The sequence below is a fragment of the Janthinobacterium sp. PLB04 genome, assembly GCF_021165895.1.
Taxonomy (GTDB): domain Bacteria; phylum Pseudomonadota; class Gammaproteobacteria; order Burkholderiales; family Burkholderiaceae_D; genus Janthinobacterium; species Janthinobacterium lividum.
Genome location: NZ_CP088968.1, coordinates 2,388,279 through 2,408,623, shown reverse-complemented (window position 1 = coordinate 2,408,623; position 20,345 = coordinate 2,388,279). Strand labels below are relative to the sequence as shown.

General features: G+C 65.4%; 15 protein-coding genes. 6 read left to right on the top strand and 9 right to left on the bottom strand.

Annotated features, from left to right (window positions below; all coding sequences use genetic code 11):
- The first annotated feature begins 185 nt into the window (after nucleotides 1-185).
- On the top strand, nucleotides 186-1,544 hold the full coding sequence (locus LSO07_RS10660) for a diguanylate cyclase domain-containing protein (RefSeq protein ID WP_151093823.1): 1,359 nt from the start codon (nucleotides 186-188) through the stop codon (nucleotides 1,542-1,544).
- Here the strand turns inward: LSO07_RS10660 and LSO07_RS10655 are convergent.
- The 5 genes from LSO07_RS10655 to LSO07_RS10635 form a co-directional block, all read right to left on the bottom strand.
- The gene (locus LSO07_RS10655) at nucleotides 1,541-3,811 is read right to left on the bottom strand and encodes a TonB-dependent hemoglobin/transferrin/lactoferrin family receptor (RefSeq protein ID WP_191909619.1); all 2,271 of its coding nucleotides are present in this window, start codon (nucleotides 3,809-3,811) and stop codon (nucleotides 1,541-1,543) included. The two genes, LSO07_RS10660 and LSO07_RS10655, sit on opposite strands and share 4 nt — an antisense overlap.
- Before the next feature lie 250 nt (nucleotides 3,812-4,061).
- Entirely contained in the window at nucleotides 4,062-5,639 is a 1,578-nt protein-coding gene (locus LSO07_RS10650; RefSeq protein ID WP_191909618.1) for an FGGY-family carbohydrate kinase, read from the bottom strand.
- 3 nt (nucleotides 5,640-5,642) lie between these two features.
- Entirely contained in the window at nucleotides 5,643-6,038 is a 396-nt protein-coding gene (locus tag LSO07_RS10645; protein ID WP_151093820.1) for a hypothetical protein, read from the bottom strand.
- Nucleotides 5,995-7,548, bottom strand: coding sequence for a glycerol-3-phosphate dehydrogenase/oxidase (locus LSO07_RS10640; protein WP_225317245.1), 1,554 nt, complete (start codon nucleotides 7,546-7,548; stop codon nucleotides 5,995-5,997). The genes LSO07_RS10645 and LSO07_RS10640 overlap by 44 nt, the downstream gene beginning before the upstream one ends.
- 11 nt (nucleotides 7,549-7,559) lie before the next feature.
- Nucleotides 7,560-9,170, bottom strand: coding sequence for an FAD-binding oxidoreductase (locus tag LSO07_RS10635; protein WP_151093816.1), 1,611 nt, complete (start codon nucleotides 9,168-9,170; stop codon nucleotides 7,560-7,562).
- Between the two features lie 139 nt (nucleotides 9,171-9,309).
- Between LSO07_RS10635 and LSO07_RS10630 the strand changes: the two genes are divergently transcribed.
- From LSO07_RS10630 to LSO07_RS10620, 3 genes are all read left to right on the top strand, one after another.
- Complete coding sequence (locus tag LSO07_RS10630; RefSeq protein WP_151093813.1) at nucleotides 9,310-10,383, top strand: AraC family transcriptional regulator; 1,074 nt, start codon at nucleotides 9,310-9,312, stop codon at nucleotides 10,381-10,383.
- A gap of 92 nt (nucleotides 10,384-10,475) precedes the next feature.
- Nucleotides 10,476-11,258, top strand: coding sequence for a 3-hydroxybutyrate dehydrogenase (locus tag LSO07_RS10625; RefSeq protein ID WP_151093811.1), 783 nt, complete (start codon nucleotides 10,476-10,478; stop codon nucleotides 11,256-11,258).
- Nucleotides 11,259-11,320: 62 nt separating this feature from the next.
- Nucleotides 11,321-12,169, top strand: coding sequence for a DUF2071 domain-containing protein (locus LSO07_RS10620; protein WP_151093809.1), 849 nt, complete (start codon nucleotides 11,321-11,323; stop codon nucleotides 12,167-12,169).
- Here the strand turns inward: LSO07_RS10620 and LSO07_RS10615 are convergent.
- The 3 genes from LSO07_RS10615 to LSO07_RS10605 all read right to left on the bottom strand — a co-directional run bounded on the left by LSO07_RS10615 (nucleotide 12,152) and on the right by LSO07_RS10605 (nucleotide 15,063).
- Nucleotides 12,152-13,792, bottom strand: a complete 1,641-nt coding sequence (locus LSO07_RS10615; protein WP_151093807.1) for a methyl-accepting chemotaxis protein — start codon at nucleotides 13,790-13,792, stop codon at nucleotides 12,152-12,154. The genes LSO07_RS10620 and LSO07_RS10615 overlap by 18 nt on opposite strands.
- 247 nt (nucleotides 13,793-14,039) lie before the next feature.
- Entirely contained in the window at nucleotides 14,040-14,636 is a 597-nt protein-coding gene (locus LSO07_RS10610; RefSeq protein WP_151093805.1) for a hypothetical protein, read from the bottom strand.
- Nucleotides 14,637-14,697: 61 nt separating this feature from the next.
- Entirely contained in the window at nucleotides 14,698-15,063 is a 366-nt protein-coding gene (locus LSO07_RS10605) for a winged helix-turn-helix transcriptional regulator (RefSeq protein WP_151093803.1), read from the bottom strand.
- A gap of 114 nt (nucleotides 15,064-15,177) precedes the next feature.
- Between LSO07_RS10605 and LSO07_RS10600 the strand changes: the two genes are divergently transcribed.
- Together LSO07_RS10600 and LSO07_RS10595 are read left to right on the top strand one after the other, a co-directional pair.
- Nucleotides 15,178-15,885 carry a glutathione S-transferase family protein gene (locus tag LSO07_RS10600; protein ID WP_151093801.1) on the top strand — a complete coding sequence of 236 codons (708 nt, stop codon included), beginning with the start codon at nucleotides 15,178-15,180 and terminating at the stop codon, nucleotides 15,883-15,885.
- A 118-nt stretch (nucleotides 15,886-16,003) separates the two neighbouring features.
- Nucleotides 16,004-18,088: a S9 family peptidase gene (locus tag LSO07_RS10595; protein WP_151093799.1), complete on the top strand. Its 2,085-nt coding sequence runs from the start codon at nucleotides 16,004-16,006 to the stop codon at nucleotides 18,086-18,088.
- A gap of 174 nt (nucleotides 18,089-18,262) precedes the next feature.
- Here LSO07_RS10595 and LSO07_RS10590 read toward each other — a convergent pair whose 3' ends face one another.
- The gene (locus tag LSO07_RS10590; RefSeq protein ID WP_151093797.1) at nucleotides 18,263-20,317 is read right to left on the bottom strand and encodes an esterase-like activity of phytase family protein; all 2,055 of its coding nucleotides are present in this window, start codon (nucleotides 20,315-20,317) and stop codon (nucleotides 18,263-18,265) included.
- Between the last annotated feature and the right edge of the window lie 28 nt (nucleotides 20,318-20,345).

Sequence of the window (20,345 nt, the reverse complement as noted above, 5' to 3'; positions counted from 1 at the left end):
GTGTATTTATTCATAAAAATATTAAAATAATAATATTTTACCGCCTCGTGCACCATCGATTTTTCCACCCAAAAAATTAGCAAAGCGGTATGATTTGACCGCTGTATCCGATTTGAACCCAGTCAGCATCACTTAAAGTGCAGCAAACGCTGGCATCGCAAAGTACATCGAGAAGGCCGGAAGCAATGAGTCCAGGCAGTGTGGAGCATTCCCAGAGGCGCAACGCCGCCATTTTGATTGTCGATGATGCGCCGGCCAACCTTGAGCTGCTGCGCAAGCTGATGAGCGAACAGGGTTATCAAACCTATGTCGCCACGTCCGGCGAGCGGGCGCTGGCAATCGCCCAGCGCGCCCACCCGGACCTGATCCTGCTCGACGTGCTGATGCCGGAGATGGACGGCATCGAAACGTGCCGCCGCCTGAAGCAGCATCCGCTGACGCAGCGCATTCCCGTCATCTTCATGAGCGCCAAGACGGAAACGGAAGACGTGGTGGCCGGCTTCGACTGCGGCGCCGTCGACTACATCAGCAAGCCGCTGCGCATGGCCGAAGTGTGCGCGCGCGTGCGCGCCCAGCTGCAGATCCGCAGCAACAATGAAAACCAGCAGGAACAGGCCGAGCGCCTGCGCACCATCGTCAACAACATGGCCGAGGGCTTGCTGATCATCGAAGCCGATGGCCGCATCCAGTACACCAACCCGGCTTGCGACCAGTACCTGGGCTACCGCGAAAACGAACTGGCCGGACGCTCCATCGGCGAACTGCTCAGCCCCCTGGTGACGCAGGAATACCTCGATTACTTCGCCATGTACGCGGCCAATCCCGAGAAGGCGCACAACCACGGCACGCGCGAAGTGGCGATCCGCCACCGTAACGGCGAGACACTGTGCATGGACCTGACCCTGACGCCCATGTATCTGCGCCAGCCCCTGTATATCGGCCTGCTGCACGACATCACGCACCACAAGCAGTCGGAAGATGCCTTGCAGCGCGCCGCCTACCTCGATCCGCTGACAAAAATCGCCAACCGCCGGCATTTCGACAGCTTCCTGGAAAAGGAATGGCAGCGCGCCGTGCGCGGCGGCGGCGCCCTGTCGCTGGTGGTGCTCGACGTCGACCACTTCAAGCTGTACAACGACAGCCTGGGCCACCCGGCCGGCGACAGCTGCCTGCAGCAGGTGGCGCAAGCCATCGCCTCGCACGCCGCCCGCCCGGGCGACCTGGCGGCCCGCTACGGCGGCGAGGAATTCGTCCTGTTGTTCGCCGACACGGATGCCGACAGCGCCCTGCACCTGGCCGAAGCCATCCGCGCGCACATCGAGGCACTGCAATTGCCGCACCCCCGATCTGGCACCTCGCCATGGATCACCGTCAGCATCGGCGTGGCGACCATCCACCCGCACCAGCTGGACGACCGCAAGGTGCTGTTCGTCGCCGCCGACCGCGCCCTGTACGTGGCCAAGGAAGAGGGGCGCAATCAGGTTCGCGCCACGCAGTCGGGCAGCACGGCCTGGGAAACGGTCAAGGCGCTCGTTTTACGTTAGAACTTTCTCGACACACTCAGTTTCGCATTGCGCCCCACGCCCGTCACGGCTTCACTCAGGTACGGCATGTAGTTGCGGTTGAAGACATTATCGACCGTCAAGCGTACTTCCGTGCCGCGCCACACTCCCTGCCTGCCATGCCACGAAGCGAACAGGGTGTGCAGCGCATAGCCTTTCGATGGCGGCAGGCGGTAGACATTCCCCACCGGCAGGACGCGCTCCTGCTTCGCCACGAAGCGGCCCTGCCAGCCGATGCTGGCCCCGAGGTCGGGCATGCGCCAACCCAGGCCCGCCATCAATTTATCCGGCGCGATGGTCGACACGGGTTCGTCCTGGCCCCACGGGTCGCGCTGGGAACCGGTGCGCGTGCCGCGCTGCTTCGACAACGAAGCGCTGGCAAACAGGCGCGGCGAGTTGTAGTAGGACTCGACTTCCACGCCCTGCGTGCGGAAACCGGCCAGATTGCGGTAGGACGACAGGGCTGGCGGCACCTTGCCCGATCCCGGCGCATAGCCTTCGATCAGGATGCCCAGGCGCGGGCCGATATTGTCGCTGACCTTGTTGCGGTACGCCGTCAGGCGCAGCTGCACGTCGTCGCGCTCCATGAATACGTTCTGCCGGTGCAGCATGACGCCCGTGCGCACGGCCGTCACCCGCTCGACGGCCAGGTCGCGGCTGGTGCCCGGTGTCGATGAACCGAGCCTGGACGACACATAGTATTCGTTCGAATACATCTCGTCGATCGTCGGCGCGCGCCAGGTGCGGCTCAAGTCGCCGAACAGCGCCACGCTGCCCGACGCCTTCCAGAACAGGCCCAGGCGGGGAGACCAGTCCTCGTGCGCCTTTTCGCTGAAGTCGTGGCCAGCCGCCGCCAGCGGGCTGTTGTAGCGCGACGCCTTGTTCGGCACGCCCTCGGAAACGACCCGGTCGTGGCGCAGCGCCGCCGTCACCGTCAGGTCGCCATACGTCATCGCATCCTGCAGATACAGGCCCGTGGTTTCCTGGCGCCCGGCCGGCATGTAGTAGGGCTGGAAGTAGCCGTAGTTGTAGCTGGGATCCTTCAGCGCCGTCGACGACGGGTAGTACATCAGGGTGTCGCGCACGTTCTTGTGCCATTGCAGGCCCGTTAGCAGCACGTGCGAAATGGCCCCCGTCGTAAACACGCTTTCGTTGCGCACCTCCGCAATGCGGTCCACGTACGAGGCCCAGCTCTCGTTGCCCAGGGATCCCAGGTAGGAGCCCAGCGAAGCGGACGGCAGGCGCTTGTCATGCTGGTCCGTGTGCGAATAGCCGGCGCTGGCCGTCAGCTTGATCCATGGATTGTCCTGCGGCGCGTACTGCCACTTCACGGAATACGTATCGTCGTCCTGGTCGCGGTATACGGCCTTGCGCTGCCACGCTTCTTCCAGTCCGTACTTGCGGATCTCCGCCTCGGTTGGCGTGGGCACGTCCTCGCCCATGGCGGCGAACGGGCCCCAGCCCGTGCTGCCGCTCTTCATCGCCGTCAGGGTCAAGAGCTGTTCCGGCGTCAAACGGATATTCAGCTTGGCCAGGCTCGATGGCGCGTCGATGGCGGAAAAGCGGAATGGCTTGCCATCGGGTTTGCGCAAATCGTCGGACTTGCGCTGCGTGGTGAAGGCCATCGCATCGAAGCGGCCATCTTCCGTGCGGCCGTAGACGGCCACGGTGGCGTCGTTTTCCGCATTGTTCGAATGACGCGAGTACTTGAGCATGGCGCCCACTTTCTCGCCGCCTTCCAGCAAGTCTTGCGCATCCTTGGTCTCGACCGTGATGACGCCGCCGAAGCCGCCATTGCCGTACAAGCTCGTATGCGCGCCCTTGTTCACTTCGATCTGCTTGATCAATTCCGGCTCGATGAAGATGGAACCCTGGCGGTATTTTTCAAAGCCCTTGGGCACGCCGTCGAGGATTACTTTCACGTCCTGGACTTTATTGAAGCCCCAGATATTGAGACTCTGGCCGCTGGGACGTGCCGTGCCGGCCAGGTCCACGCCAGGCAAGGTGTCGAGCAAGGACGCGACATTGTCGGCCTGCTGGCGTTCGATATCGGCGCTGTTGATGTACGAACGGCCGGCCGTGCCGGCGCTGATGGCGTCGCCAAACACGCTGATGGCGGGCATCTGCATGGCGTCAGCCTTGTCGGCCTTGTCGGCCATTGCCACCGCCCACGCATGGCCGTGCGCGCCGCCCAATGCCAGCGCCAGCGCGGCGGCCAGCGGGGTCAATCCATTTTTGCTGCTCTTCATCGCTATCCTTGCCTGGGTTTGCTTACTGCTTGATGCTTCTGAAATGAAAAAATGCTGGGGCAGAGGAAGGCGGTGCACGATCAAGCGGCGGCGTTGAAGGAAGCGTTGCGGCGAAACTCTGCCCGCGCGGACACGCCGCCGGCGCATGGCCGGCGGCGCATTGCAGTCACCGGAATAAGTTGCCTTAGTGAAATGCGGAACACATCATATATCAAAATGCGAATGATTCGCAATACGATTTAATGCGTAGTTATTCCGGGTAGCCTGTGATGTCGGCGATCTCGCGGTACAGGGGCTGCAGCCGCGCATACATCTTGCGGTACACGCGCCGGTACAGCTGTTCGTAGATCTTGCGGTGCTCGGGATGCGGCTGGAATACCTTGCCCTTGCGCGTCATCGCCTGCACGGCGGCGGGAAAGTCCGCATGCCAGCCCAGGCCCACGGCGGCGGCGATGGCCGCGCCCAGGCCCGAACTTTCATACACGTGGGCGCGCGCGGCCGGCAAGCCGAAGATGTCGGCCGTCAGCTGCATGGCCGCATCGCTTTGCGAACCGCCGCCCGCGATGCGCAGCTCCGTGATGGCGATGCCGCTGCGCTGCTCGATGCGCTCCTTGCCTTCGCGCAGCGCATACGCGAGGCCTTCGAGGATGGCGCGGTAGATGTGCGCGCGCGTGTGCACGTCGCCAAAGCCGATCATGGCGCCCTTCGCTTCCGGGCCCGGCACCTTGATGCCGGGACTCCAGTATGGCTGCAGCATCAGGCCCATCGATCCGGGCGGCACGGCGTCGACCAGGCGGTCGAACAGCGCTTCGGCGGACAGGCCCGTGCCGTCTTCGGCGGCGGCCGCCCGCTCGCGGTCGCCGAACTGCTCCTTGAACCAGTTGACCATCCAGTAGCCGCGGAAGATCTGCACTTCCGTGCTGTAGGCGCCCGGCATGGCGGCCGGATACGGCGGAATGAAGCGCGTCACTTCCACGTACTTGCGGTTGGTCGTGTTGATCGTGGCCGTGGTGCCGTAGCTCAGGCACGCCACGTGGGGTTCGACGCAGCCGGCGCCCAGCACTTCGCACGCCTTGTCGGCGGCCGCCGCCAGCAAGGGCGTACCTTCCGGGATGCCCGTCGCCGCGGCGGCGGATGCCGTGATGGCGCCCATGCGCGTGCCCGGCGTCACCAGCTCGGGCAGCATGGAGCGCTTGATCGCCAGCGCCTGCCACTTCCAGTCGAAGCGCCCGGCCCACGCATGGCGCTTGTAGTCGAACGGGATGTACGCCACTTGCGAGCCGGTCGAATCGACGTAGCGTCCGCAGAGGCGATGGTTCAAGAAACCCGACAACAGCAGGAATTTGTGCGTGCGGCGCCAGATGTCGGGCTGGTGCGCGCTGATCCAGTTGATCTCGGCCTCGCGGCGGAAGTACGCGATCGTGCCATCGAGGCGCGTGGCGCGGAAGGCGGCGCGCCACCATGGCGCCAGTTGCGGGATGTCGCGCGTGCTGCGCTGGTCCAGCCAGGTGATGGCGGGCCGCAAAGGCTGCCCCTCCTCATCCACATTGACGACCGTGCCGCGCTGCGTGGTCACGGCCACGCCGGCCACCGAGGATCTATTGATGTCCGTGCCACGCCACAGCTGCTGGCATGCTTCGCACACGGCTTGCCAGTAGCCGTCGGCGTCATGCTCGGCCCAGCCGGGGTGGTCGGAATAGTACGCTTCCAGGAACACTTGCGCCTTGGCCGCCAGCTTGCCGTCCCGGTCGAACAGCAGCGCGCGCACGCTTTGCGTGCCATTATCGATGGAGAGGATATACGGACCATCGTCCGCCAGGGAAGCCATGGCTTATGCCACGCTGGCCAGCGCGGCGCGCAACGCTTGCAGCAGCGCCTGCGGATCCTTGTCAGGCTGCGCGCTGAACACGGGCGCTTCCCAGTCCTGTCCCCGCACGGCCACCACGCGCAAGCGTCCCTGCTCGCTCCATGCCGGATACCAGCCCACATCGACGATGTCGCCATTCGCGCACGTGATTTGCAGCAGGTCTTCGCCCAGATCGTCGGCGAGGACATCCACGGGCTGGCGCAAGTCCAGCGGCGACAGGCTGTCGTAAGTGATGCGGGCGTCGCCCAGCGCCAGGGACTGGCCAAACAGGGTGGTCTCGATGATGTTCTCCTCTTTTATAGTTTTTATCGTTGCTTCATGCGCCTTGCGGCACGCTGTAATGGCGGCGCCACAGGGCAAGGTAACGCTGCCGCTCTTCCTCCCAGCGCGCGTCATCCCAGCCCAGTTCATGCTGGCAGATGGCACGCAGGCGCGGCATGATAGCAAGCGCGCCGCCAGCCAGCTGCAAACCGAGGCGCGTGCGCCGCAGCAGCAAGTCATCCAGGTGCTGCACGTCTTCCATGCGCGCGCCCCAGCGCAGCTGCGCCCACAGGGTCTGCGTGCCGGGAATCGGCGCCAGTTCGCCATCCTGCGCCGCATCGCACAGCGCCTGCGCGGCCGCGCCATGACGGCCCAGCAGGCGCTCGCGCTGCTCGCCGTCGAGCGCCAGGGCCTTGCCCGACAAGGGCGGCGTGGCGTCAAAAATCGGCAAGGGGCGCAAATCCGCCTGCCAGCCCGGCAGCAGCGGGGCCGCGCGGCGCAAGGCGTCGAGGGCGATCACGCGGAACGTCGTCAGCTTGCCGCCCGCTACCGTCAGCAAGCCGTTTTCCAGCCATAGCGCATGTTCGCGCGCTTCCTTCGACGGGTCAAGCTGGCCGCTGCCGATCACGGGACGCACGCCGGCAAACGTGGCCAGCACGTCGCCTTCGCCCAGCGCCAGCTGCGGGAACTGCCACTGCAATGCGGCCAGCAGATATGCGAGTTCGCCGCGCGTGATGGCCGGCTCCAGGTCCAGGCTGGCGCCATGGTCGACATCGGTGGTGCCCACCAGGGTCACGCCCTCCCACGGATACGCAAACACGGGACGGCCGTCGTGCGGATGCATCAGGCTGACGGCTTGCGCCAGCGGCAAACGCCAGGCGGGCAGCAGCAGATGGCTGCCGCGCAGGGGCCGCAGTTTCGGCTTTTCTCCCACCTGGCCGCGCAAGGCGTCGGCCCAGGCGCCCGTGGCGCTGATCACCAGGCGCGCGCGCACGGTGGATACCGTGCCATCGAGCGCATCGTTCAACGTGGCGCCGGCGACCTTGCCGTCGTCATGCAGCAGCGATGCCACGCCCAGGTAATTGACGGCCACGCCGCCATGGCGGCGCGCCTCCTGCAGCACGCGCAGCACCAGGCGCGCATCGTCCGTCTTGGCGTCCTGGTACAGCATGCCGCCCTGCAGGCCGTCGCGCCGGATGTGCGGCGCCAGCATGGCAAAGTCGGACGCATCGACATAGCGGCGCGCGCGCCGCCCCGCCATCACGTCATAGATGGCCAGGCCCAGCATGAACTGGCGCCGCCCCGGCTTCCTGCCCGTGTAGTCGCCAAAGGCAAAACCCTGCGGTTCGACCAGCCCCGCCGCATCCGTCAGCAAGGCTTGCCGCTCATGCACCGACTCGCGCGTCATCGCGAACTGGCCCTGCTTCAGGTAGCGCAAGCCGCCGTGCACCAGCTTCGAGGAGCGGCTCGAAGTGCCCCAGGCGAAATCGCGCTGCTCCACCAGCAACGCCTTCAAGCCGCGCCGCGCCGCTTCCAGCAGGATGCCGGCGCCCGTGATACCACCGCCGACGATCAAGATATCCCACTCGCGCGCCAGGATCCCAGGCAAATCCCCCCTGTTCACGATGGGCCTCCGGCGTCAGGCAGCAGTTTGCCGGGGTTCATCATGCCTTGCGGGTCGAACTGGCGCAGCAGCGCGCGCATGGCGGCGATGCCCAGTTCTCCCTTTTCCGCCGCCAGCCAGGGCGCGTGGTCCGTGCCCACGCCATGCTGGTGGCTGATGGTGCCGCCGTTGGCGACGATGGCCGCGCTGGCCGCGTCTTTCAAGGTACGCCAGCGCGCCATGTTGTCTTCAAAGGTCGGCGCCAGCCGGTACACATACGTGGTGTAGACGCTGGCCCCCTGCGCATACACGTGCGACAAATGCGTGTAGGCGTGCACCTGCTCGCCATGCTGCGCCAGCGCATTGGCGCCCGCCTGCTCCAGCGCCGCCATCATCGCCGTGACGCGCGGCCAGTCGACGGCCGTTTCCACCGTATCGATGACATAGCCGTGTTCCCAGGCGCCGTTGCGCAGGTAGACGTTGCGAAAGCGCCCCTGCTTCCACTTGTCGCCCATGTGGCGTCCCACGTGCACGCCCTTGTGCCGCCGCGCCAGCGCCAGGGCGCCGCGCAGGGCCGCGCGCGCCGGTTTTTCTTCTCCGCTGACGCCCACCATCAGCATGCATTTTCCCTCGCCGCAGCCGCGCAGGGACAAATAGCGCTCCAATAGTCCCACCAGTTTCTTGTGCCCGGCCAGGGTCAGCATGGTTTGCGTTTCCAACGCATTCGACAGGCGCAGCAGGCATAGAGGAAGGCGCGACTGGGCCAGCGCCCGCACGGCCTCCTGCGCCTGGCCCCAGTCGGTGAAAAACACGGCGTGGAATGCTTCATAAGGGGGCAGCGGCGAGACGCGCACCGTCGCCTGCGTCAAGATGCCCAGCCGGCCCTCGGAGCCGAGCACCATTTCGCGCAGGTCGATGCCGGCCGCCGAAGCGGGAAACGTGGGGATGCTCAGGGTGCCGGCCGGCGTTTCCACTTCGCCGCCCGCGAACAGCTGCTCGATGCGGCCATAGCGCAAGGATTGCTGGCCCGACGAGCGCGTGGCGATCCAGCCGCCCAGGGTCGAGTACTCGAACGACTGCGGGTAGTGGCCCAGGGTGTAGCCGTGTGCGCGCAGCTGCGCTTCCAGGTCGGGGCCGTACACACCCGCGCCGAACGTGGCCAGCTGCGCCTCGCGGTCCAGGTGGCCCAGCGCGCACAGGCGCCCGAGGCTGAGCGCCAGCACGGGACGCGGCCCCGCCGCCACCGTCAAATGCCCGGCCACGCTGGTGCCGCCACCGTGGGGAATCACGGCCACGCACGCCTGGCGCGCATACGCGAGCAGCTGGCGCACCTGCAGCGTGCTGTCGGGAAAGGCCACGCCATCGGGCACTGCGCCGATGCGGCCATGGCGTAATTTAAACCAGTCGGGCAGGCTTTGACCGAGCGCATGGCGCACGCGCGTGGCAGGCTGGGTGTCGATCAGCGGATGCGGCGCCAGGCGCGAAGCGGGCACTTGCGCACAGGCATCGTCGAAGGTGGCGTCGACAACGGCGCTGCCCGGTCCCAGGCGCGCGCGCAAGAAAGCCAGCGCATCCTCGCTCAGCGCATACGTGATGCTCTCGTCCCCCCAGCCATTCCAGCGTTGCATCGATATCCCCTGTGTTCGGCCAGTTGCGCGCCACGGCGGCTTGCTATACTGTTCTTGCCTGATTTTCTTGCTAGATCAATAGCATATGCCGCCACAGACGAAGGGTATTGGTTTTTCATGACAATCGCATTGTTCCATCATGACAAGTACTGACGGCCGGGTCGCCGGCGCCTATCTGCAGCCGCTGCTCGAAGCGGCCGGCGCGCACGGCATCGCGCCTGCCAGCCTGGCGCAGGCGGCCGGCGTGGCGCCGCACAGCCTGGAAGCATCCGCGCCCAGCCTCGCCGCGCGCGACTATGTGCGCCTGCTCGATGCGGGCGCGCAGCTGGCGGGCGATGCGCATTTCGGCCTGCACGTGGGACAGCGCGTGCGCATGGGCACCTACAGCGCATATGGCTTGATTTTGCTCAGTTGCAGCAACGTGGGCCAGGCGCTGGAACAGACGGCCCGCTATGAACGGCTGGCGCACGACCTGGGCCGCTCGACCCTGCAGCGCGATGGCGCCGTCGCCCATTACCGCTGGACCAGCAACTATCCGGGCGCCAGCCGGCACCTGGTCGACAGCGTCTTTGCCGGCATTCGCGTCTGCGGCGACTGGCTGGCGGGCATGCCGCTGCCGCCGGCCCAACTGGCGTTCAGCCACGATGGCGGCGGCGACCTGCTGCGCCACGCGGCGCACCGCGACGAATACCTACGCGTGCTGGGCAGCCTGCCCGCCTTCAACGCCCCCGCCAACACGGCCACCTTCGATGCGCAATTGCTGGACTGGCCCGTGCCGAACGCCGACGTCAGCCTGTACCCCGTGCTGTGCCAGCATGCGGAACAATTGCTGGCGCTGCGCGAAGCTGAAACAGACACTGGCGGCGCCATCGACGCGCAAGTGCACGCGGCCATCGTGGCGGGTTTGCGCCAGGGATCGGCGCGGCTGGCCGCCGTTGCCGCCGCCCTGGCTGTCACGCCGCGCACCTTGCAGCGCAAGCTGGCCGACGCGGGCACCAGCTTCCAGGCCGTGCTGGACCAGGCCAGGTACGGCCTGGCGCGCGACTATCTGCGCGAGCCGGATTTGTCGCTGGTCGACATCGCCTTCCTGCTCGGCTACCAGGAACAAAGCGCGTTCAATCACGCGTTTCGCACCTGGGCGGGCACCAATCCCGGCGCCTGGCGGCTACAGGAAATGCTTGACAAGCGGCTTGACAAGCAGCAAGCCCCTTAGGCGTGCGCGGGGCATGCGCGGCCCGTTTTCTCGCTATACTGGCGCAGTCAGGTTTTCCACGATCACTCCAACCCGCAATGCAAAGGATTAATATGCAACTCAAAGATAAAGTCGCACTGATTACCGGCGCCGCCAGTGGTATCGGCAAGGAAATGGCCATCGAATACGCGAAACAAGGCGCCAAGGTCGTCATCGCCGACCTGGCCCTGGAAGCGGCCAGCAAGACGGCCGAGGAAATCAAGCAGTCGGGCGGCCAGGCGTTTGCCGTCGCCATGGATGTCTCCAGCGAAGAACAAGTCGACAAGGGCGTGGCGGATGCGGCGGCCCACTTCGGCGGCATCGATATCCTGATCAGCAATGCGGGCATCCAGATCATCAGCCCCGTCGTCGACTACCCGTTCGATCAATGGAAAAAGATGCTGGCCATTCACATGGACGGCGCCTTCCTCACCACGCGCGCCTGCATGCGCGAAATGATCAAGGCCGGCCGCGGCGGCGCCATCATCTACATGGGTTCCGTGCACTCGCACGAAGGCTCGCCATTCAAGAGCGCCTACGTGGCCGCCAAGCACGGCTTGCTGGGTCTGGCCAAGGTGGTGGCCAAGGAAGGTGCGAAAGACGGCATCCGCGCCAACGTCATCTGCCCCGGCTTCGTGCGCACGCCGCTGGTCGACAAGCAAATCCCCGAACAGGCGGCCCAGCTCAACATCAGCGAAGAAGACGTGATCAAGAAAGTCATGCTGAAAGACACCATCGACGGCGAATTCACCACGACGCACGACGTGGCGCAAACGGCCGTGTTCCTGGCGGCGTTCCCGTCGAACGCCCTGAGCGGCCAGTCAATAGTAGTGAGTCACGGCTGGCACATGCAATAAGACGTAGCGTCTCCGGCAGGCGGCGCCGTCCGCCTGCATCCACCGCATCTGAAAGTTCCCAATTGCAAGACAACACTTACCGCCACCCACGCACGGGCTGGCCGGGGCGCCTGTTTGCGGCGCTCGCCAATTCCACGCGTTTCGCCAACCTGCGCCAGGCCGTCATGTCGCGCCTGCCCTTCCTGACCCTGCACAGCGACGTGCGCGACGTCGTCTACGTGAGCTGGCTGGTCGACGCCGCTGCCGCGCAGCAACTGCTGCCCGCCGGCGCAACCTTGTGGGAGCGCGACGGCAAGACGCCATTTACCGTGCTGACCTACCGTCACGGGCATTTCGGTCCGGCCCTGCCGGGTCCGCTGCGCAAGCTGCTGCCATCGCCCCTGCAAAGCAACTGGCGCCTGTACCTGGACCACACGCCTCCAGGCGCGCCGGCCGTGCCCTGCGTGTACTTTTTGAAAAACATCATGGACAGCTTGCCGCATGCACTTGGCACGCGGCTGTTCAGCGACATCCTGCCGACCCACCTGGCCGACGGCATGACGCTGGAAGTTACGCCCACGCAAGCCCGCTGCAGCATTGCAGGCGGCGCCGGCAGCGCGCCATCGCTGGACGTGCAGGCGGACATCGTGACCGACCATACCCTCGATGCCGACTGGCAAGCGCTGTTCAGCAACTGGCGCGACGCCGTCGCCTTCCTCGCTTGCCAGGATGCGGCCATTGCGCACGTGCCGCGCAACGGCAAGCTGGTCTTCGGCGAAATCGACTTGCCCGTTGATGTGGATCAAGTGCAAGCGCTGACGGCCTTGCGCGCCGACTGCGGCTTGCTGGGGCAGTTGCCACCCGTCTCGAAGCCGTTCGCCTTTCTCGTCCCCAAGGTTCCCTTCAAGGCGCTGTCAGAGCGGCTGCTGTAGCGCGGTGGCGACGCGACGCTCCGGCGCCCGCACGGGCGTAGCCGGGCCGCCGCGCCGCCGCTCCAGCTTGAACAGGGCCATCGCCTGCTCCAGCTGCAAGGTCTGGTCTTGCAGCGAGGCCGAGGCGGCCGCCGATTCCTCGACCAGCGCCGCGTTCTGCTGCGTCACTTCATCCATCTGCGTGACGGCCATGTTGACCTGGCCGATGCCGTGGCTTTGCTCGCGCGAAGCCGAGGCGATCTCTTCCATGATGCCATGCACGCCCTGCACGGCACCCAGCATTTCGGCGCTGCTGGCGCCCGCCTGCTGCGCCAGCTTCGCGCCCGCCTGCACCTGCGCCAGCGACGCCGTGATCAATTGCTTGATTTCCGTCGCCGCCGCCGCGCTGCGGTGCGCCAGGCTGCGCACTTCGCCCGCCACCACGGCAAAGCCGCGCCCCTGGTCGCCCGCGCGCGCCGCTTCCACGGCCGCGTTCAGGGCCAGGATATTCGTCTGGAAGGCGATGCCTTCGATGATGCCCGTGATGTCGCCGATCTTCTTCGATGATGCGTCGATGTCCGCCATCATGTTGACCATCTGGCCGACGATCTCGCCGCCGCGCCCTGCCAGGCCGTGGACCTTGCCCGCCATGTCGCTGGCCTGCACGGCGTTGCCGCTGTTTTGCTGCACCGTGGCCGCCAGTTGCTCCATGCTCGACGCCGTCTGCTGCAGGGCCGACGCCTGCGCTTCCGTGCGGCCCGACAAGTCCATATTGCCGGCCGCGATTTCCTGGCTGGCCATACTGATGCGCAAGAAATTGCCGCGCACGTCGCCAACGATGGAATGCAGGTTCACGCGCAACTGGCGCAGCGAGCGCAGCAACTGCCCCATTTCGTCACGCCGTGTGGTGTCGAGCTCGCCCGTCAGGTCGCCGCCCGCCATCACGTCGCAGGCCTGGCGCGCCCGCTGCAAGGGTTGCAGCACGGCACGGTGCAAGCTGTGCCAGAAATACAAGCTCGCGCACAGGGCCACCACGGACAGGCCCGTCAGCCAGCCGCCCGCGCCGGCCGGCAACGCCCCCGCATTCCACGCCAGTTGCAGCAGCAATACCAGGCTCAGCAAGCCCAAATTCCAGCCGATGCGCTTGCCCAGCGGCAGGTCGCGCAAGCTGGCCAGCCCGGCCAGCCAGCCAGTCCGCACGGCAGCGCCCTGGCTGATGACGATGCCATCGGCCTGCCCCGCCTTGATGCGCGCGTACAGGGCGGACGCTTGCGCCACCTGCTGGCGCGTGGGCTTGGTGCGCACGGACATGTAGCCGACGGCCACGCCGTCTTCCACCACCGGCGTCACGTTCGCCAGCACCCAGTAGTAATCGCCATTCTTGCAACGATTTTTCACCATGCCGCTCCACGAGCGGCCCGAGCGGATGGTGGCCCAGAAATCGGCGAACGCTTCGACCGGCATGTCCGGATGGCGCAGGATATTTTGCGGCGCGCCGATCAATTCTTCCGCGCTGTAGCCGCTGACGGCGATGAAATACGGGTTCGCATACGTGATATTGCCTTGCAAGTCGGTAGTCGAGACGATGGTCTCGGTATCGCTCAGGTTGATCTCGGTATCACTGACGGGAAGATTGAGTCGCATGGTCGTATCCTTGGCTGTAGCCCGTGCGGGAGCGGGAAAGAAGCAAAACGCCGGACAACGCCGCGCCGGCGGCAGTCCGCATCGATACATTAATTTTAATATTTAATTATTAATTTAAATGGGCAATTTTTACTGGCGAAATTGCCTTGCGAATCTGCAAAGATTGCAGATGGCGGCGTGGCCGCTGGGGAATGGCGGGAGCGATGCCGGAACAGCGTGACTGTCCCGGCGGCAAACAGGGCGGCGTTTAGCGGGGCACGTAGCGCCAGCCGGTGCTTTCCAGCATGAAGGTCAGTTCCGTCTTGATGCCTTCCGGACGGCTCGGCACGCTCAATTCCGTATCGCATACGAGATAGCCCGTCTTGCGCCTGACCTCGCACTCGTTGATGGCCTTGACCTGCATGGTGCTCTGCGCTTCCTGCATCTGCACATCCTTGGCCGCTTCCGGATTGCGCGCCACTTCGTCCTTGGCCCAGCTTCGGATCATGGCTTGCGCCTCGGCCGGCGACGGTCCCGCGAACTTGGCGTCCTTGCGCTCGACGCCCACCCAGCTACCGTTCTCGTTACGCAGCGGCAGCACCATGAAAGCATCGCGCATGCCGGCGCTCATGGCGACCAGGCACACCACTTCGCCCGGCACTTCCTGCGAATCCTGACAGCCGGTCAAGCTGGTCACCTTGACGGCGATCGGTACCGGCACAGTCGATTGCATCCTGGCTTGGGTCTTGGCTACGCCCGCCTGCACGGCGGCGTGGATTTGTTCGAGCGTCGGCATGGTGGCCGCCTGGGCCGGCAAGGCGGCAAACAGGGCGGCGGCGGTCAGGGCGAGGGAAGTCAGGCGCATGGGTGTCGAGAGTAGTGATCAAAGGCCGGCAGTCTAGCACTTTGCATCAAATCAGCTGTTTCTATAGGGAATTATCCACGGCATCGGGTGCGAGAAAGGCCCCGCCCGCGTCCGCCTGTCCGCGCAGCCGCAAGCCAATGGTTCGCAGCATTTCGACCAGCTCGCGCAAGCGCAGACCCTCGTCCGTCAGTTGGTACTCGACCTTCACGGGCACTTCCGCGTAGATCGTGCGCGTCAGCAAGCCCGCCTCTTCCAGCGCGCGCAAGTCCAGGGTCAGCATGCGCTGCGAGATATTCGGCACGGCGCGGCGGATTTCGCTGAAGCGCTTCGGCCCCGCCATCAGATAGCTGAGCAGCACGATGCGCCAGCGCCCGCCCAGCAGTCGCATGGCTTCTTCCACGGCGCAGCCGGAGACATTGTCTTTCATGGTTGGCTTCCCACTCGGTATAAAAAATGTACCTATATCACATTATTCTGCCTTCTTCCAAATAGGAACCATCACGATTAGACTCCCCTTCTTTCCTCTCACCGGAGCTCCAGCATGGAAACCACCCTGATCTACAGCGTGCCGTTCGGCTGCTCGTTTGCCGCCATCGCCGCCCTCGAATGGAGCGGCCTGCCGTACCAACTTGCCCGCGTGGAAGCGCGCGACCCGGCCAGCAAGCAGCATCCGGCCTTTCTCGCCATCAATCCGCTGGGCCAGACGCCGGTCCTGCTCACGCACGCGGGCGTGCCGCTGCTGGAAAGCATGGCGATCCTGCTGCACATCGCCGCCCGCGCTCCGCACACAGGCCTGTGCTTTGCGCAAGGCACGCCGCAATACGACCGCCTGAACAGCGTGCTCTCTTTCCTGCACACGACGTTTCACGCCGCCTTCATGCCGGCCTTCCAGGCATCGCGCGCGGCACCGGAAGATGCGCGCGCAGCCGTGTGGCGCGAGATGGCCGTCGACAAGGTGAGCAAAAGCCTGGCGCACCTGGAGCGCCTGCTCGCCGGCCGCGCCTGGCTGGCCTCGGACACGGCACCGACCATCGCCGACGCCTACCTGGCCGCCACGGCGCGCTGGGCCGAACCGCTGCAGCTGGCCAGCCTGGCCGATTATCCGCACGTGGCGCGCCTGCTGGCCGCGCTGGAACAAGACCCCGGCATCCGCTTTGCCCACGCCATCGAGGCGGGCTTGCCGGCCGCCAGCCAGGGCGGCTTCCTGGGCCATGTGGCGCTCGACCAACTGGCACTGCCGGCCGGCTAACCGGCGGTCAACTCCCGCAGCAAGCGCGTCTTTATTGCTATGATGTCGGGCTGCCGGCGGTACAGCCGGCCACGTCAATACCATATCGATAACGTCGTCATAAGAATCGGGAGTTTGAATGAGTTTACGTCTGCTGCTCTTGGGAGCATTCAGTGCCGCCATGGCCACCACCGCCGCCGTGCCGGCCCTGGCCGCGCCGCGCGGTTTCACCGTGGAAGACATGGTGGCCATGGAACGGGTGGGCAGCCCCGTGCTGTCGCCGGACGCCACGCGCGTCGTCTACACGGTGCGCACCACCAACCTGGACAAAAACCGCGGCAACACGCAGCTGTGGATGATCGACCTGCGCGCGCCGAACGCGGCGCCGCGCCAGCTCACGCGCGGCGATGCCAGCGCCAGCGACCCGCAATGGTCGCCGAACGGCGACGCCATCTACTTCCTGTCCGGCCGCTCCGGCTCCTCGCAAGTGTGGCAACTGCCCCTGACCGGCGGCGAAGCGGCCAAGGTCACCGACCTGGCGCTGGATGTCGACACCTACCGCTTGTCGCCGCAGGGCGACCGCCTGGCCTTCAGCATGGGCGTCTTCCTCGATTGCGCGGACATCGCCTGCACGAAGAAGCGCCTCGATGAAAAAGCGAAAAACAAGGCGACCGGCATGGTCTACGACCAGATGTTCGTGCGCCACTGGGATACCTGGGCCGATGGCCGCCGCAATGCGCTGTACTCGGCGCCGATCGACGCCACCGGCAAGGTCAGCGCCGCGCCCGTGAGCCTGAGCGGCACCCTCGACGGCGACGCCCCATCGAAACCGTTCGGCGACAATGGCGAATACCACTTCAGCCCGGACGGCAAGACGGTAGCCTTCTCCGTGCGCGTGGCCGGCCGCACGGAATCGTGGTCGACCAACTTCGACGTCTACACGATTCCTGCCGCCGGCGGCCAGGCGCCGCGCAATCTCACCGCCGACAATCCGGCCTGGGATGCCAAAGCCACCTACTCGCCCGATGGCCGCACCCTGGCCTATGTCGCCATGACAAAGCCTGGCTTCGAAGCAGACCGTTTCCACCTGGTGCTGATGGATGTCGCCACCGGCAAGAAGCGCACCGTGGCCGACGACTGGGACCGTTCCGTGGCCGACTTCCGCTGGACGCCTGACAGCAAGGCTTTCCTCGTCGCCGCCGATGACGTGGGCCAGCACCGCCTGTTCCACATCGACGCGGCCAGCGGCAAGGTCGCTGCGCTGACGGGCAAGGGCGCCGTGGGCGACTTCGACGTGCGCGGCAATACCATCGTGCTGGCGCAAGCCAACCTGGCCTCGGGCGCGCAGCTGTACACGCGCAAGCTCGACGCGAAGTCGGAAAACGCGCCGATGGTCCAGCTGACGAAGCAGAATGCGGCGGCCCTGGCCGACGTGCGTTTCGGCGAATATGAACAGTTCTCGTTCGCGGGCGCGAATGGCGAAACCGTCTACGGCCACGTGATGAAGCCGTGGAACGCCAAGGCCGGCGAAAAGTATCCGGTCGCCTTTTTGGTGCACGGCGGCCCGCAAGGCAGCTTTGGCAATAGCTGGAGCTACCGCTGGAACCCGCAAGTGTATGCGGGCGCCGGCTACGCCACCGTCTTCATCGACTTCCACGGTTCGACCGGCTATGGCCAGAAATTCACGGATTCCATCAGCGGCGACTGGGGCGGCAAGCCGCTGGTCGACTTGCAGAAGGGCCTGGAAGCGGCCACCAAGAAGTTCCCGTGGCTGGACCGCGAGCGCAGCTGCGCGCTGGGCGCGTCGTACGGCGGCTACATGATGAACTGGATCGCCGGTAACTGGCCGGACGGCTTCAAGTGCCTGGTCAACCACGACGGCGTGTTCGACAACCGCGGCATGGCTTACGCAACGGAAGAGCTGTGGTTCACGGAATGGGAAAACGGCGGCCCGTACTACGATGCGCCAGCCAAGCACGAGCAGTTCAATCCCGTCAACTTCGTGAAGAACTGGAAGACGCCGATGCTGGTGGTCCAGGGCGACCTGGATTTCCGCATCCCCACCGCGCAAGGCCTGGGCACCTTCACGGCACTGCAGCGCCAGGGCATCCCGAGCAAGCTGCTGGTCTTCCCGGACGAGAACCACTGGGTGCTGAAACCGGCGAACTCGCTGCTGTGGCATCACACGGTGCTGGACTGGCTCAATACCTACACCAAGAAGTAATCGGATGAATCTCGGATTACGGCCTTTGGCCTCGGCGGCCCCGCCTAATCCGACCTACGTTCGCTCTTCATAACAAAAAAGCCGCACGGTGCATCCCAGTACCGCGCGGCTTTTTCCATGCATAGGTCGGATTAGCGGCGCGCGCGCCGCGTAATCCGACACATCCACCATCGTTCAATACGCAGTGAGCGCCTTGGCAAACTTCACGATCCACAAGCGGCTTGGGCGTTCGCGGTCGTCGCCGCGCGCCACGCGGATGGTGTTGGCGGCATTGCAGCCGGCGGCGGCGCTGGTGACGATAGTACCGCTGGCATCGACCGTGCACTTGGTCACGTCGGCATCCGCCACTTCCACGCCGTTCGCGTCAAAGATCTTCGTCTTCAGGCCGAAGTCGTTGTCGTTGGCCAGCGCGATGGTGGAGTCGTCGATCAGGGTCAGGCCTTCCGCCTTTTCCGCCGCCCAGCCGATGGCATTCAAGTCCAGCAGCAGGGTTTTCTTCAGCGGCGTGACGGCCGCCCAGTCGGCGCCATTCACGGCCGCGCCGCCCATGCTGCTTTTTTCCAGGTCCGAGGTCGTCGCGTTGAAGGCAGCGGCCGCAATGTCCGTGGCGCCCTTCAATTCGACCAGCATCAATTTATTGAACACCTTGCCCGACGGTGCGGCGCCCTGCTCGATGACGAGGAACTTGCCGCCGCCCAGCGCCACCATGTCGCCCAGCTTGGCGTTGCCCGTGCGGCCATCCTGGTAGTCGGCCGCATTCAGCGGATAGGCGAACATCTTGCCGCTGGTGCCCGTCACCGGGTCGAATTCGATCCAGCGCGTGAAGCGGGCGAAGCGCTCGACCTGCTCATTCTTCTTCGTCACCGTGTATGGCGCGGTGCCGTCGGACAGGGGGCTTTGCAGGAAGGCGTACAGCTTGTCGTTGCTCGTATCTAAGGTCATGCCCTCCATGCCGCGGTTCGCGCGGCGCTTGGCGAACAGGGTTGGCAAGCCCTTGCCCGGTTCGTACTTGGCCTGGATGATGCCGGTGGCCGCATCAATCTTGATGATGAAGGGGCCGTATTCGTCCGAGACCCACAGCGCATTGCGCTTCGCATCGACGACGATGGCTTCCGAATCGAGGCCGCCCGCGTTGAAGACAGCCTTGCCGGCTGCATCGAACTTCATCGCATCCATGACGGGAATCTCGGCCGAATTGCCGACCGCGCCCACGGGCACGGGCAAGCCCGAGCTGTTGACGGTGGCCGACACCTTGATGGGCGTGCTCGACGCCAGCACGGCGCCGTTCTTGCCCACCGTGAGTACCCCGAACGAAGGCGTGAAGCTGGGCGAAGGGAAGATTTTGCTGCCGATGGTGCCCTTGCCTGATGGATCGGGCACCAGCGGGCCGTCGCCGTTCGGGCCGCGGTCCGTCAAGCCATAGAATTCCAGGTCGCCGGCCGCATTCTTGCCCTTGTAAGCCAGGCCCGAGCCGTACGACGGCAGGAAGCCGTTCGGGAATTCGCTCTTGATCTTGGCGTTGGCGCCTTCGTACGGCACATAGAATTTATCGGCCGCCTGTATCTGGTAGCGCGTCACGGTGACTTTCACTTCGCCAACCGGATTGGCTTGCGTCAGCGCCTCGTTGACGGGCGCGCCCGCTTTCGAGGCCAGGGTGTCTTCGAAATGCTCGCGCACGAGGGCGCGGCGCTCCGCATCGACCGTGCGGCCGGCGAATTTCCCGCCCACCGCTGCCAGGTGCGCGGCCAGCGCCGCGTTGAAGCCGGCCGGGGCGGCGGCAAAGTCCAGCGTCTTGCCGGCCAGCGCCGCCTTCACTTCGGCCGTCAGCTTGATGCCGTTCGACGGATCGCTGTCGTCATCGAGCAATTGCAGCGCCAGCAGGCGGTTGACGACCTTGTCGTCCGCCACGTTGGTGCTGGCGGCCAGCGCCAGCGGCGTGACGACGGCGCCGCATGGCGCCGAACCCAGGGCCAGGCCGCCCACGCTGAAGGCGACAGTATCGCCCGGGTTGCACATGAATTCGCCCTTGGCATTGGTGCTGGCCTTGGCCGCGCTGCCCGCCACGTAATCGAGTCCTTCCACCGCGCCATCGAGGAACACGCCCGTCTGCGCCACGGGCTTGGAAGGCTCCGCCGGCGGATTGTCGCTGCCGCCGCACGCGGCCAGGGTCAGGCCGGCGGCGATGGCCAACAGGGTCAGTTTCGGGATCGACGTTACAGCAGTGTTCATGCATTCCTCGGCTAAGGTGGGTGGGATA

Bases quoted from the DNA above. Each gene is read 5' to 3' on its own strand.
- LSO07_RS10630 (WP_151093813.1), top strand. From the start codon at position 9,310: ATGACAAGTACTGACGGCCGGGTCGCCGGCGCCTATCTGCAGCCGCTG.
- LSO07_RS10660 (WP_151093823.1), top strand. From the start codon at position 186: ATGAGTCCAGGCAGTGTGGAGCATTCCCAGAGGCGCAACGCCGCCATT.
- LSO07_RS10605 (WP_151093803.1), bottom strand. From the start codon at position 15,063: ATGAAAGACAATGTCTCCGGCTGCGCCGTGGAAGAAGCCATGCGACTG.
- LSO07_RS10590 (WP_151093797.1), bottom strand. From the start codon at position 20,317: ATGAACACTGCTGTAACGTCGATCCCGAAACTGACCCTGTTGGCCATC.
- LSO07_RS10615 (WP_151093807.1), bottom strand. From the start codon at position 13,792: ATGCGACTCAATCTTCCCGTCAGTGATACCGAGATCAACCTGAGCGAT.
- LSO07_RS10600 (WP_151093801.1), top strand. From the start codon at position 15,178: ATGGAAACCACCCTGATCTACAGCGTGCCGTTCGGCTGCTCGTTTGCC.
- LSO07_RS10595 (WP_151093799.1), top strand. From the start codon at position 16,004: ATGAGTTTACGTCTGCTGCTCTTGGGAGCATTCAGTGCCGCCATGGCC.
- LSO07_RS10655 (WP_191909619.1), bottom strand. From the start codon at position 3,811: ATGAAGAGCAGCAAAAATGGATTGACCCCGCTGGCCGCCGCGCTGGCG.
- LSO07_RS10635 (WP_151093816.1), bottom strand. From the start codon at position 9,170: ATGCAACGCTGGAATGGCTGGGGGGACGAGAGCATCACGTATGCGCTG.
- LSO07_RS10650 (WP_191909618.1), bottom strand. From the start codon at position 5,639: ATGGCTTCCCTGGCGGACGATGGTCCGTATATCCTCTCCATCGATAAT.
- LSO07_RS10610 (WP_151093805.1), bottom strand. From the start codon at position 14,636: ATGCGCCTGACTTCCCTCGCCCTGACCGCCGCCGCCCTGTTTGCCGCC.
- LSO07_RS10625 (WP_151093811.1), top strand. From the start codon at position 10,476: ATGCAACTCAAAGATAAAGTCGCACTGATTACCGGCGCCGCCAGTGGT.